This window comes from Luteococcus sp. H101 (assembly GCF_038433155.1).
Taxonomy (GTDB): Bacteria; Actinomycetota; Actinomycetes; order Propionibacteriales; family Propionibacteriaceae; genus Luteococcus.
In genome coordinates this window covers 1-12877 of record NZ_JBCDMW010000045.1, presented here as the reverse complement: position 1 = coordinate 12877, position 12877 = coordinate 1, and the positions used below count along the sequence as shown (strand labels likewise).

Sequence of the window (12877 nt, the reverse complement as noted above, 5' to 3'; positions counted from 1 at the left end):
GCACCCGGCTCAGTGCCGGATCTCCCAGGTGTCCTTGCCGTCCAGCATCGCCTGCAGACCCGCATCGACGGCCCGGCTGCCCTTGGCCAGCTCCACCTGCTCGCGCGCCAGGTCGTCATAGGCCGGGCGCTCCACATTGCGGAAGATGCCGATGGGGGAGCGGTGCAGCACGCCGCCGTCGGTCAGCCGGCTCAGGGCGAAGGCCAGCGACGGGTCCGCGTGCTGCGCGTCGTGCACCAGGATGTTGTCCAGCCCCACCTCGGAGACCTCGACGACGTCCACCGAGCCGTCGCCGTGCTGCACGACGCCCAGGTGGTTGTCCTTGCCGAACAGGATCGGCTCGCCGTGCCGCAGTGGGATGATCGCCTCGTCGGACTGCGGGCCCTTGATGGCGTCGAAGGCACCGTCGTTGAAGATCGGGCAGTTCTGGTAGATCTCCACCAGGGCGGCGCCGCGGTAGTCGGCGGCGGCCTTCAGCACCTCGGAGAGGTGCTTGCGGTCCGAGTCGACGGTGCGGGCCACGAAGCCCGCCTCGGCGCCCAGCGCCAACGAAACCGGGTTGAAGGGGGTGTCCAGCGAGCCCAGCGGGCTGGACTTGGTCACCTTGCCGGCCTCGGAGGTGGGGGAGTACTGGCCCTTGGTCAGGCCGTAGATCCGGTTGTTGAACAGCATGATGGTGACGTTCACATTGCGTCGCAGCGCGTGGATCAGGTGGTTGCCACCGATGGACAGCGCATCACCGTCGCCGGTGACCACCCACACGCCAAGGTCCGGCCGGGTGACCGCGACGCCGGTCGCGATGGCCGGGGCCCGGCCGTGGATGGAGTGCATGCCGTAGCTGTCCACGTAGTACGGGAAGCGCGAGGAGCAGCCGATCCCGGAGACGATCACGGTGTTCTCCCGCTTGATCCCCAGCTCCGGCATCATCCCCTGGAAGGCGGCCAGGATGGCGTAGTCGCCGCAGCCGGGGCACCAGCGGACCTCCTGGTCACTGGTGAAGTCCTTGCGGTTGAGCGGCTCGAGGCTCAACGGCACCCCGGCCAGGCCGCGGTACTCGCTGGTCTGCTCGGTGACGGGGGTCTGGGTCGCGGTCACTTGGTCTCCTGTGGGGTCTGCTCGACGGCGTCCGCGGACTCCTCGATCTGGGTGTCGATCGGGACGTCGGGATGGTCGGGGTCGATGGCGTCGATCTCGGTCTCCAGGTCGGCCGCCAGCTCGCTGAGCGAGATCGGCAGGCCGAAGACCTTGGAATAGCTGTGCACGTCGACGAGGTACTTGGCGCGCAGCATCATGGCGAACTGGCCCAGGTTCATCTCCGGCACGATCACCCGGTCATAGGCCTTGAGCACCTCGCCCAGGTTGGCGGGCAGCGGGTTCAGGTGGCGCACGTGCGCCTGCGCGACGTGCCGGCCGGTCTTGCGCACCCGGCGCACCGCGGCCGTGATCGGGCCGTAGGTGGAGCCCCAGCCCAGCACCAGCACCTTGGCCTTGCCCGACGGGTCATCCACCTCGACGTCGGCGATGTCGCGCACGATGCCGTCCACCTTGGCCTGGCGCAGCCGGACCATCGCGTCGTGGTTGGCCGGATCGTAGGAGATGGCACCGGTGCCGTCGGCCTTCTCGATGCCGCCAATCCGGTGCTCCAGGCCCGGGGTGCCGGGCTTGGCCCAGGCGCGGGCCAGGGTCTCGGGATCCCGCTTGTAGGGCAGGAAGGCGTCCCCGTCGTTGGGCTCGGTGGCGAAGTTCGGGTCGATCGCGGGGATCTCGTCCACCTGCGGGATCTTCCACGGCTCCGCGCCGTTGGCCAGGTAGCCGTCGCTCAGCAGCACGACGGGGGTGCGGTAGACCACGGCGATCCGCACCGCCTCCACCGCCATGTCGAAGCAGTCGGCGGGGGTGGCGGGCGCCAGCACCGGAACCGGTGCCTCACCATTGCGGCCGTACATCACCTGCAGCAAGTCGGCCTGCTCGGTCTTGGTGGGCATGCCCGTCGACGGCCCGGCGCGCTGCACGTCGACCACCACCAGCGGAAGCTCGGTCATCACGCCCAGGCCGATGGTCTCCGCCTTGAGCGCGATGCCGGGGCCGGACGTCGAGGTGACGCCCAGCGCCCCCGCGAAGGAGGCGCCCAGCGCGGCGCCGACGCCGGCGATCTCGTCCTCCGCCTGGAAGGTGATCACGCCCTGCCCCTTGTGCTTGCTCAACTCGTGCAGGATGTCGGAGGCCGGGGTGATCGGGTAGGAGCCCAGGAAGAGCTGCAGGCCCGCCTTCTGGGCGCCGACGATCAGGCCGTAGCTGGTGGCGGTGTTGCCGGAGATCTGGCGGTACCGGCCGGTCTGCATCGGGGCCTTGGCCACCTCATAGCGCACCGCGAACTCCTCGGTGGTCTCACCGTAGGCGTAACCGGCGCGGAAGGCGGCGATGTTGGCGTCGCGGATCTCCGGCTTCTTGGCGAACTTCTCGCCCAGGAAGGCCTCGGTGCCCTCGGTGGGGCGGCTGTAGAGCCAGTTCAGCAGGCCCAGCGCGAACATGTTCTTGCTGCGGGCGGAATCCTTGCGGCCCAGGCCGAAGTCCTTCACCGAGGCGACGGCCAGGCCGGTCAGGTCCAGCGCCACCAGCTGGTAGTCGGCCAGCGAGCCGTCCTCCAGCGGGTTGGCCTCGTAACCCACCTTGGCCAGGTTGCGCTTGGTGAACTCGGCGGTGTCCACCAGCAGCAGCCCGCCGCGGGGCACGTCCTTCAGGTTGGCCTTCAGGGCGGCCGGGTTCATCGCCACCAGCACGTCGGGACGGTCGCCCGGGGTGACGATGTCGAAATTGGCGAAGTGCAGCTGGAAGCTGGACACGCCGGGCAGGGTGCCCTGGGGGGCGCGAATCTCGGCCGGGAAGTTCGGCAGGGTGGAGATGTCATTGCCCAGGGTGGCGGAGTCATGCGTGAAGCGATCTCCGGTCAGCTGCATACCGTCGCCGGAGTCGCCGGCGAAGCGAATCACCACTCGATCGAGCACATGCACAGCGGACACGGGGGCCTCTTTCCAACGGGGAGAACAACACTCAGTCTGCAAGCCTAAACCCTCGCGAAAAAGGGGGTGGGAGCCTGTCACGTTAGGCTGGCCGTCGTGACGGGTATTGCGCAGGGCAGATTCATCGACTGGTTCGGCGACCATTCCGTGGTGGTCGTGGACCTCGCGCTGGCCTGTTGCGCCATCGAGACCGAGTTTGCGGTGCCCGCGGGCGCACCGCGGCTGGAGCGGGTTCCCGACGGCGCCCAGGTGGTGGCGGTGGTCTCCGGCACCCTGACGGACGCGCTCAGTGGCATTGTCAAGGAGGAAGTTGACAACCTTCCGGGGGCTTTTGTGGTGAGCTTTGGCGCCTGCGCCTGCGCGGGCGGTCCGTACTGGGACGCCCCGTCGGTGACCAAGGGGGTGGACCAGCTGGTGCGGGTGGACCGCTACATCCCTGGTTGCCCGCCACCGCCCGAGGCTCTGGGCCTGGTGCTGGGCGAGCTGCGCACCGGGCTGGAGGTGGCACGGTGAGCGCCCATGGCCTGGACGACCAGCTGCGCGACGTCGACCCGGACACCTGGTTGGCGGCCATCTCCACGGCGTTGGCGCAGGGTTTCGGCTTCTTCGACTGGCTGGGTTGCGTCGACGAGATTGGCCGCGCCGACGAGCTGCGGGTGGTGTTGCGGCTGGTGAACTTCGACGCGACGCCACCGCGCGGGCTGCGGCTGCAGACCCGGGTGCCCCGGCAGGCTCCGGTGTTGCCGAGTTGCATCGGCCTGCTGCCCGGAGCCGCCTGGCACCAGCGCGAGGTGCATGACTTCTTCGGCGTGGTCTTCGACGGCGCGGACCTTGCGCCGCTGTTGAACCATGCCCCAGCGGGTGCGGAGCCCGTGCGTGGGCTGCGCAAGGACGTGGTGCTCGCAGCCCGGGCGGCCCAGCCCTGGCCTGGTGCCAAGGAGCCGGGGGAGGGGGCGGCCGCGCCCAGCCGACGCAAGATGGCGCCGCCCGGGGTGCCCGATCCGGATGTCTGGGGGGACCGCGACCCCGCCGCCCCCCTTCCCGATCCCGCCGAGATTGCCGCCGCTGTGGCCGGGGGCCGAGTGAGGAGGCGTCGATGACCGAACAGCCCCGGCCCGTCCAGGGCCACGGCTCGATCCGCCTGATCGAGGACAAGTGCACGTCCTGCATGATCTGTGCCCGGGAGTGTCCGGCCTGGTGCATCCAGATCGACTCGCACACCGAGCAGGTCAGTGGTCAGGGTGGAGCCCCGATCGGCGGGGCCGCGGCGTCGGCCACCAGCGGCTATGCCCGCGCCCGCCAGCGGTCGGTGAACGTGCTGGACCGCTTCCAGATCGACTGGTCGTTGTGCATGTACTGCGGCATCTGCGTGGAGCAGTGCCCCTTCGACGCCCTGGAGTGGGCCGGCCGGCACGTGGCAACCGCGGACCACCCGGGCGGCCTGCACCACGGCCGCGAGCAGCTCCGGTGAGCGTCGCCCCCACCGGATCCTGGATCGGTGACCTGGAGCTCCACTGGAGCAGCGTGCGCACGGCATGGCGGGTGCGGCACGTGCGCCGGGGTGCCTACGGCACCCTGCTGATCGCGCTCGGTTCGTTGACCCCCGCCTACCTGCCGCAGAACTCGCCGTGGTGGCGGATGTTGCGCCTGCTGCACGTCACCGGCACCCCCGCCCGGATCGGCGGGACGCTGCTGGTGATGGCCGGCCTGATGCTGCTGGTGGACGCCTGGTTCCGGATGCGGCCCGGGGCCCAGCCCGAGGGTGAAGCGGTGGCCTACACCCACCTCAAGCACTGGGCGGTGCTGGCCATCTGGGGCGCCCCCTTCCTGCTGGCCCCACCCATCTTCAGTCACGACGCCTACTCCTACGCCGCCCAGGGCTGGCTGATCCACAATGACATCAACCCGTACCACGGCAATGTGATGCTGCTGCCCGGTTCCTTTGCGGACCAGGTGGCCTGGGTGTGGCGGCGCACACCGGCTCCCTACGGGCCCCTCAGCCTGCAGATGCAGCACCTGATCGTCGACGTCTGCCGGTTCGACCCTTATGTCTCGGCGCTGGCAATGCGGATCCCGGCACTGGCCGGGGTGGTGCTGATCGGGCTGCTGGTGCCCCGGATCGCCGTCAAGCTGCGCCTGGATCCGGCCGAGGCGGCCTGGATGGCCACCCTGAACCCGGTGCTGGTGATCGACTTCATCGGCGGCGCCCACAACGACGCCCTGATGGTGGGGCTGCTGGTGGCCGGGCTGTGGCTGGCCTTCCAGCGCAGCTGGGCCTGGCTCTTCTCGGCGGTGCTGGTGGGCACGGCGGCCGCCATCAAGCAGCCGGCGATCCTGGCCTGCTACGCCCTGCCCCTGATCCCCCGGGAGTGGGCCAGCTGGCGCTGGCAGGAGCTGTTCACGACGGTGGTGCGGGTGCTGGTCAGCTTCCTGATCGGCGTCGGGACCTTCGCGGGGATCACCAGCCTGACCGGGCTGGGCTATGGCTGGCTGGATGCCGTCGACGTGCCGGGCAGCGTGGTCACGGTCTCCCCGTCCACCATCATCGGCCAGGGTGGGCAACTGCTGGCCAACTGGATGGGGTTGGACCCCAGCGGACACAACGTCATCCGCTATGCCCGCACCTCGGGCATGGTGATCGCGGTGCTGCTGATCTCCGCCTTCGCGCTGACCATCGCCCGGCGTCGTCCCCTCACCTTCCTGTCCTGGAGTTTCCTGGCGGTGGCGCTGTGCTCCCCGGCGCTGCACTCCTGGTATGTGCTGTGGGGCGGCGTACTGGTGCCGTTGACCAGGCCGTCGCAGCGAATGGTGCGGGCCGGGGTGTGGACCACCGTCGTACTGCTCAGCTATGCCGCCATCAACCTGGCCTACCGCAACAGCGTCAGCGCCGTGGACTCCTTCAACCCCGCCGTCGCGCTGGGGATCACCGCCGTCGCCGTCCTGGGCTGGCAGGTCTACACGCATGAGCGCAGCACGGAGAAGCGGCGACGTATGCTGGCGCGCAGACGGCACGACTGACATCAGGAGGCGATCATGACCCCCGAAGCCACTCCCACCGATGCTGTGGTGGCCGAACCGACCCCGGCCGAGATCCGCACCGAACGCGACGGTGACACGGCCCGGCTGGTGCTGGACCGGCCACGGGCGATCAATGCCCTCAGCCCGCAGATGATGCACACCATCTCCCAGACCCTGCAGGCCTGGCAGGAGGACCCCTCCGTGGAACGGATCGAGCTGGTTGGGGAGGGGGAGCGGGGCTTCTGCGCCGGCGCCGACGTGCGGGCCATCCGTCAGCTGGTGCTGGAGCAGCCCGAACAGGCCGTCGACTTCTTCACCGAGGAGTACCAGGTCAACGCCCTGATCGCCGGCTCCGCCAAGCCGATCACCTCCCAGCTGCACGGGATCGCCATGGGTGGCGGGCTGGGTCTGGCGCTGCACGCCACCCACGTGGTCACCACTCCCGACCTCAAGCTGGCCATGCCCGAGGTGGGGATTGGCCTGTTCCCCGACGTCGGGGTCTGCTGGCAGCTGGCCTGCGCGCCCGGCCAGACCGGGGCCTACCTGGCGATGACCGGCACCACCATCGACGCCGCCAGCGCCCTGTATGCGGGGATGGTGCATGAGATCCTGCTGCCCGAGCGGTTCGACGCGGCCCCGCCGGAGCCGCGAGGAGCCGTCTCCCCGGAATTGATGGATGCCGCCGAGGGCTCCCAGCTGGCCCAGGACCGCTCCTGGATCGACGAGTGCTTCACCGGCGATGACCCCGCCGGGATCCTGGCCCGGTTGGAGGGTCACGGCAATCCCCGGGCCCGGCAGTGCGCCGGCGAGATCCGGGCCAAGTCGCCGTGGAGCGTGTGTGTCGCCCTGGAGGCCGTGCGCCGGGCGGGCCAGCTGGAATCGGTGCGGCAGGTGCTGGCGCAGGACCTGGTGCTGGCGCGCAGCTTCGTCGCCGACTCCGACTTCGTCGAGGGGGTGCGCGCCCAGCTGGTGGACAAGGATCGCAACCCCTCCTGGCGGCATGCTCGGGTGGAGGACGTCCCCCGGGAGCTGGTCCTGGGGATGTTCCAGGAGCGCTGACCCAGCCAGGGTCTGGAGCCTGGCCCAGCCACGGTGGCCGAGCCTGTCGAGGCCCCTGACCGGGCGATCCGTCAGAAGTCGTAGTCGACGACGACCGGGGCGTGGTCGCTCATCCGCGCCTCATAGCTCTCGGCCCGGTCGGTACCCCCACGGACCGCCAGTTTGGCCAGCTTCGGGGTGGCGAACTGGTAGTCGATCCGCCAGCCAGCGTCCTTCACGAAGGCCTGGCCCATCCAGCTCCACCAGGAGTAGGGGCCGTCCTGGTCCGGATGCAGGGTGCGCACGACGTCCACCAGGGTGCGTGGGGAGAGGATCTGGTCCAGCCAGGCCCGCTCCTCGGGCAGGAAGCCCTCGCTCTTGAGGTTGCCCTTCCAGTTCTTGATGTCGTGCTCGTCATGGGCGATGTTGAAGTCACCCATCACCAGGAATTCCCGGCCCTGCGCGGCCGCGGTGCGCCTGGCCCTGGTCAGGTGCCGGGCGAAACCCTTGAGGAAGCGCATCTTGCGTTCGTACTTGGCGCCCCCGTCGGGCTTGTCCCGGCCGTTCTTCCCCTCGGCCTGCAACTCGGCCGGCAGGCCGCCCTTGGGCAGGTACAGGCTGGCGACGGTCAGCGGCCGGTCGGCCAGGTCCACCTCCAGGTAGCGCCCCTCGGTGGCGAAGGCCTTCAGCTCCCGCGCCAGGGCATCCCGCTCCGCCTCCTCGCGAAGCTCGACGTCGGAGTCACCCGGCGCCCGCACCAGGGCACCGGCGCCCCAGCTGCGCACATCCAGCGGCAGCTGCCGGGTGAGGATGGCCACCCCATTGCGGCCGGCCAGCTGCCCCGCGTCGTAGGCCAGGTGGTACTCCCCGAAGATGCCGTCGGGCAGCAGCGGCACCGGGCAGCGCACCTCCTGCAGGGCCACGACGTCGCACTGCCGGCTGGCCAGCCAGTCGGCGAAGCCCCGCTTCTGGGTGGCCCGGATTCCGTTCACGTTGAAGGTGGCGACGCGCAACATGTCCGCCAGCCTAGTCACCGTCGCCCGATCACGTCCGGCCGACGGTCCGGGCCCGTGGTGCGGGAGGGGTGCAGGGTCCCCGTCGCGGGTGTCCAGTGAACTGCTGCATCCTGGGCATTCCCCCGGGAATGCGTAGTGCCCGCCGGTGTGGCTGGCCGGCGGGCACTGGGACTTGTTGGTTCAGGCCTTGGTGAAGCGGATCCGGTAGGCCTCGGGCGTGGGGTCGATCACCTCGGTGCTGTACACACCGGGGAAGAGCTGCTCGATCTGGTTCAGCAGGGGAGTGGGCACGTGCGGGGCGACGAGGTCGAGCTGACCGCCCGACGGGATCTGGCTCAGGGCGCCGATGATGGCGCCGTGCCGCACGGCGTGCGGGATCTGCCCGGCCACCAGCGTGGGGACCTCGGTCTCGTGGTCATGGCCGCAACCGCAGCCACCGGACTTCTCGACAAGGGGGAGTTCGTTCGTCATGGCACCCAATATATATGGAAAGTTCCGTGTCAATGCCGGCGGGTGTCATGGCGGGACGGGGCGTCCGGGCCCCGCTGCCCCGACGGTGGCGGCCGACCGAGAGGGCAGCTGGTCGGCAGACTGGTTCCGGGGTGTTGTGGAACTCGTCGAGCAGTGGTCGGGCCCCGACGCCACCTCAGCGGTAGTTGGTGAACTGCACCGCGAAGTCGTAGTCCTGCTGCTTGATCAGGGCCTGGACGGTCTGCAGGTCGTCGCGCTTCTTGGAGCTGACCCGCAGCTCCTCGCCCTGAATCTGTGCCTTGACGCCCTTGGGTCCCTCGTCGCGGATCAGCTTGGAGATCTTCTTGGCGTTCTCCTGGGTGATCCCCTGCTTCATGGTGCAGGTGATCTTCCACATCTTGCCGCTGAGCCGGGGCTCGCCGGCGTCCAGCGCCTTGAGGTTGACGCCGCGCTTGACCAGCTTGGTCTGGAAGACGTCCAGCACGGCCTTGGCTCGCTCCTCGCCATTGCTCTCGATCTCGATCGCCTCGCCGGACCACTTGATGAGCGAATCGGTGTTCTTGAAGTCGAACCGCTGGCTGACCTCGCGGGCCGCCTGGCCCAGGGCGTTGTCCACCTCCTGCCGGTCGACCTTGCTGACGATGTCGAACGAGCTGTCGGCTGCCATGTTCTCTCCTCTGGGTTTGGCGTGCGGGCTCCATTTTGCCAGCGGCGGTGGCTCGATTGGCATGATCCGCCATCGGGCTGCTAGTGTTTCTCCTCGCCGGGTTGACCGGCATGGCAGGTTGCCCGAGTGGCCAAAGGGAGCAGACTGTAAATCTGTCGGCGTACGCCTACGTAGGTTCGAACCCTACACCTGCCACTCGAAAGCCCCGGATCCGTCCGGGGCTTTCGTGCATCTGCCACACTGTTCCCCTGAGCTGTCCCGGCCGCTGGATCGCCCGAGCCGACGTGGAGGAGGACCCGACGATGGACCAGCCGTTCTCGGCGCCCGACGCCCTGCGTCGGGCCAATCTGCGGGTGACCGCCATCCGGACCGCGGTGCTCGACGTCGTGGCCGCGGCTCCCCATGCGGAGGCCGAGGCTGTCCGTCGGGGGGTGGTGGAAAGGCTCGGGTCGGTCTCGGTCCAGTCCATCTACGACACGCTCAACGTGCTGCGGGAAGCCGGTCTGTTACGACGGGTGGAGCTGGCCGGTCATCCGGCCCTCTACGAGATCCACGCCCACGACAATCACCACCACATGGCCTGCCGCAGCTGCGGGGTGGTGCTGGACGTCGCCTGCGCGGTGGGGCGGATGCCCTGCCTGGCGCCCTCGGAGACTCACGGCTTCGTGCTGGACGAAGCCGAGGTCATCTACTGGGGCAGGTGCCCCGCCTGTTCCGCGGGCTGAACGGGGGCCGGGTCTCTCTTTGTGCTCCGCATGCGGTGGGGTGCCCCTGATGTCGGATAGTTCACGCACTCGTGTCCCGGAATGCTCCCGACTTGTTTGAAGTCTTACTACATTGGGCCGTGGGGGCAATGATCGGCCTCCCTTGGGCCAGGGCTGTCTCACGCAGACCACACTCGCCTTGCAAAGCGCTGGGTCAGTCGCTAGGTTCATTCTTGAACGGTTCCAGTTTCTGGAAATAGTCCAGTTTTGAACGAAAGGTTCCCCGATGTCCCTGATGAACACCAAGATCCTCCCCTTCAAGACCCAGGCCTACAAGGACGGCCAGTTCGTGGAGGTGTCCGACGCCGACGTCCTGGGCAAGTGGGGCGTCTTCTTCTTCTACCCGGCCGACTTCACCTTCGTCTGCCCCACCGAGCTGGGCGACATGGCCGACCACTACGAAGAGCTGAAGAGCATGGACGTCGAGGTCTACTCCGTCAGCACCGACTCGCACTTCGTGCACAAGGCCTGGACCGAGGCCTCCGCCGAGGTTGGCAAGATCAAGTACTACATGCTGGGCGACAGCAACGGCCAGATCACCAACAACTTCGACAACATGCGTCCCGGTGCCGGCCAGGCCGATCGCGCCACCTTCCTGGTGGACCCCGACGGCATCATCCAGTACATCGAGACCACCGCCGAGGGCATCGGCCGGGAGGCCGGCCAGCTGATCCGCAAGATCAAGGCCGCCCAGTACGTGCGCAACCACCCGGGCGAGGTCTGCCCGGCCAAGTGGGAAGAGGGCGAGGCGACCCTGACCCCCGGCATTGACCTGGTGGGCAAGATCTGAATGAACGGGGGCTCCGCCCCCGTTGGCCCCCGGAAGGGCGGCGAAGTCGCTTCGCTCCGCTCCTTCTGTTCCGTCCGGTCGTGCGGCTCCTTCGTCGCCTGACCGGACGGGGGGCTCCGCCCCCGTTGGCCCCCGGAAGGGCGGCGAAGTCGCTTCGCTCCGCTCCTTCTGTTCCGTCCGGTCGTGCGGCTCCTTCGTCGCCTGAGCGGACGGGGCCACCGCATCGGCATCGGCCGGTTCGGGCCGCCGTGGTTGCCCCCGCCGCAGGGAGTCAACCACGGTCCCCGAGCTTGTCGCGGGGCCGTTCGGCCCGTCGAACCAATCCCGGATCCCCGTCGTGAAATCCCCGTCCTGAAGTAGGAGCCATGGCAGTTCTTGATTCCAATCTCACCGCCCAGCTGTCCCAGCTGTTGACCAAGGTCGTCGAGCCCATCGAGCTGGTGGCCAGCCTTGACGACCGTCCCAAGGCCCAGGAGATGCTCGGGCTACTGAACGAGATCGCCGCGCTGAGCGACAAGATCACCGTGCGCAGCGACGGCGACGACGCCCGCAAGCCCTCCTTCAGCATCGAGCGCCCCGGCACGGACATCGCCGTCCGCTTCGCCGGCATCCCGCTCGGCCACGAGTTCAGCTCCCTGGTCCTGGCGCTGGTCCAGGTGGGCGGCAACCCCGTCAAGGAGGATGCCGACCTGATGGAGCAGGTCAAGGAACTAGACGGTGACTACGAGTTCACCACCTACATGTCCCTGACCTGCCAGAACTGCCCCACCGTGGTGCAGGCCCTGAACGCCATGAGTGTGCTCAACCCGCGGATCAAGCACACCGCCGTAGAGGGCTCGCTCTTCCAGGACGAGGTGAAGGAGAAGAACATCCTCACCGTCCCGCAGGTCTACCTCAACGGCGAGCCCTTCGCCACCGGCCGGATGGACATGGCCGACTTCGTTGCCAAGCTGGACACCGGCGCCGGCGCCAAGGCCGCCAGCAAGCTCAACGAGCGCGAGCCCTACGAGGTGCTTGTGGTGGGCCAGGGCCCGGCCGGCGCCTCGGCCGCCATCTACACCGCGCGCAAGGGTTTCCGTACCGGCCTGGTGGGGGAGCGCTTCGGCGGCCAGGTGCTGGACACCATGGCCATCGAGAACTTCATCTCCGTGCCCAAGACCGAGGGCCCCAAGTTCGCCGCTGCCCTGGAGCAGCACGTCGGCGACTACGAGATCGACGTGATCAAGAACCAGTCCGCCACCGGAATCATCCCCGCCGAGAAGGAGGGCGGCCTGCACACCGTCACGTTCGGTGAGGATGCCGCGCTCAAGGCCCGCAGCGTGATCATCGCGACGGGTGCCAAGTGGCGCCTGATGGGCGTCCCGGGCGAGGAGGAGTACCGCAACAAGGGCGTCACCTTCTGCCCGCACTGCGACGGCCCGCTGTTCAAGGGCAAGAGGATCGCCGTTGTCGGCGGTGGCAACTCCGGCATCGAGGCCGCGATCGACCTGGCCGGGATCGTGGAGCACGTCACCGTCGTCGAGTTCATGGAGACCCTGAAGGCCGACGACGTGCTGCAGGACAAGCTGCGCTCCATGCCCAATGTGGACGTCATCCTGAACGCCCAGACCACCGAGGTGGTTGGTGACGGCGCCCAGGTCACCGCCCTGAAGTACAAGGACCGGGCCACCGAGCAGGAGCACCAGCTGGACCTGGCCGGCGTCTTCGTCCAGATCGGCCTGCTGCCCACCACCCAGTGGCTCAAGGGCACCGCGGTCAAGCTCTCCCCGCGGGGTGAAGTGGAGATCAATGACCGGGGCGAGACCTCGGCCCCCGGCATCTTTGCCGCCGGCGACTGCTCGACCGAGCCGTACAAGCAGATCGTCGTCGCCCAGGGTTCCGGGGCCACCGCTGCCCTGAGCGCCTTCGACTACCTGATCCGGCACAAGCAGGCGGCCGTCGAGGCCTGATCCAGCACCACCCGGGCCCGGGGGGGGGGGGGGGGGGGGGGGGGGGGGGGGGGGGGGGGGGGGGGGGGGGGGGGGGGGGGGGGGGGGGGGGGGGGGGGGGGGGGGGGGGGGGGGGGGGGGGGGGGGGGGGGGGGGGGGGGGGGG

The 12877-nt window shown here is 69.0% G+C and carries 13 protein-coding genes and 1 tRNA gene; 9 read left to right on the top strand and 5 right to left on the bottom strand.

Annotated features, from left to right (window positions below; genetic code table 11):
• Positions 1-9 precede the first annotated feature (9 nt).
• Both AAEX60_RS16195 and AAEX60_RS16190 read right to left on the bottom strand, forming a co-directional pair.
• Entirely contained in the window at positions 10-1095 is a 1086-nt protein-coding gene (locus AAEX60_RS16195) for a 2-oxoacid:ferredoxin oxidoreductase subunit beta (protein WP_342103140.1), read from the bottom strand.
• A complete protein-coding gene (locus AAEX60_RS16190; RefSeq protein WP_342103137.1) occupies positions 1092-3020 on the bottom strand; it encodes a 2-oxoacid:acceptor oxidoreductase subunit alpha in 1929 nt (642 codons plus the stop codon). Before AAEX60_RS16190 ends, AAEX60_RS16195 begins: the two co-directional genes overlap by 4 nt.
• A 96-nt stretch (positions 3021-3116) precedes the next feature.
• On the opposite strand from AAEX60_RS16190, the gene AAEX60_RS16185 reads away from it, so the two are divergent.
• Genes AAEX60_RS16185 through AAEX60_RS16165 form a run of 5 tightly spaced genes read left to right on the top strand, consistent with a single transcriptional unit; the run spans position 3117 to position 7097 of the window.
• Positions 3117-3533, top strand: coding sequence for an NADH-quinone oxidoreductase subunit B (locus tag AAEX60_RS16185; RefSeq protein WP_446721302.1), 417 nt, complete (start codon positions 3117-3119; stop codon positions 3531-3533).
• Positions 3530-4120, top strand: coding sequence for an NADH-quinone oxidoreductase subunit C (locus tag AAEX60_RS16180; protein ID WP_342103134.1), 591 nt, complete (start codon positions 3530-3532; stop codon positions 4118-4120). The genes AAEX60_RS16185 and AAEX60_RS16180 overlap by 4 nt, the downstream gene beginning before the upstream one ends.
• On the top strand, positions 4117-4491 hold the full coding sequence (locus AAEX60_RS16175) for an NADH-quinone oxidoreductase subunit I (protein WP_342103132.1): 375 nt from the start codon (positions 4117-4119) through the stop codon (positions 4489-4491). The genes AAEX60_RS16180 and AAEX60_RS16175 overlap by 4 nt, the downstream gene beginning before the upstream one ends.
• Positions 4488-6038 carry a polyprenol phosphomannose-dependent alpha 1,6 mannosyltransferase MptB gene (mptB, locus tag AAEX60_RS16170; protein ID WP_342103130.1) on the top strand — a complete coding sequence of 517 codons (1551 nt, stop codon included), beginning with the start codon at positions 4488-4490 and terminating at the stop codon, positions 6036-6038. Before AAEX60_RS16175 ends, mptB begins: the two co-directional genes overlap by 4 nt.
• 15 nt (positions 6039-6053) lie before the next feature.
• The gene (locus AAEX60_RS16165) at positions 6054-7097 is read left to right on the top strand and encodes a 3-hydroxyisobutyryl-CoA hydrolase (protein ID WP_342103129.1); all 1044 of its coding nucleotides are present in this window, start codon (positions 6054-6056) and stop codon (positions 7095-7097) included.
• Between the two features lie 71 nt (positions 7098-7168).
• On the opposite strand, the gene AAEX60_RS16160 is transcribed toward AAEX60_RS16165, so the two are convergent.
• The 3 genes from AAEX60_RS16160 to AAEX60_RS16150 all read right to left on the bottom strand — a co-directional run bounded on the left by AAEX60_RS16160 (position 7169) and on the right by AAEX60_RS16150 (position 9230).
• Positions 7169-8089 carry an exodeoxyribonuclease III gene (locus AAEX60_RS16160; protein WP_342103165.1) on the bottom strand — a complete coding sequence of 307 codons (921 nt, stop codon included), beginning with the start codon at positions 8087-8089 and terminating at the stop codon, positions 7169-7171.
• 183 nt (positions 8090-8272) lie between these two features.
• Positions 8273-8563: a DUF2249 domain-containing protein gene (locus AAEX60_RS16155; protein WP_342103127.1), complete on the bottom strand. Its 291-nt coding sequence runs from the start codon at positions 8561-8563 to the stop codon at positions 8273-8275.
• 175 nt (positions 8564-8738) lie between these two features.
• Positions 8739-9230, bottom strand: coding sequence for a YajQ family cyclic di-GMP-binding protein (locus AAEX60_RS16150; protein ID WP_342103124.1), 492 nt, complete (start codon positions 9228-9230; stop codon positions 8739-8741).
• A 112-nt stretch (positions 9231-9342) separates the two neighbouring features.
• Here AAEX60_RS16150 and AAEX60_RS16145 point away from each other — a divergent pair.
• The 4 genes from AAEX60_RS16145 to ahpF all read left to right on the top strand — a co-directional run bounded on the left by AAEX60_RS16145 (position 9343) and on the right by ahpF (position 12733).
• Positions 9343-9425: transfer RNA gene (locus AAEX60_RS16145), tRNA-Tyr, on the top strand.
• Positions 9426-9532: 107 nt separating this feature from the next.
• Positions 9533-9955: a Fur family transcriptional regulator gene (locus tag AAEX60_RS16140; protein ID WP_342103123.1), complete on the top strand. Its 423-nt coding sequence runs from the start codon at positions 9533-9535 to the stop codon at positions 9953-9955.
• A gap of 265 nt (positions 9956-10220) precedes the next feature.
• Positions 10221-10784: an alkyl hydroperoxide reductase subunit C gene (ahpC, locus tag AAEX60_RS16135; protein WP_342103122.1), complete on the top strand. Its 564-nt coding sequence runs from the start codon at positions 10221-10223 to the stop codon at positions 10782-10784.
• Between the two features lie 365 nt (positions 10785-11149).
• The gene (gene ahpF / locus AAEX60_RS16130; protein WP_342103120.1) at positions 11150-12733 is read left to right on the top strand and encodes an alkyl hydroperoxide reductase subunit F; all 1584 of its coding nucleotides are present in this window, start codon (positions 11150-11152) and stop codon (positions 12731-12733) included.
• Positions 12734-12877 lie beyond the last annotated feature (144 nt).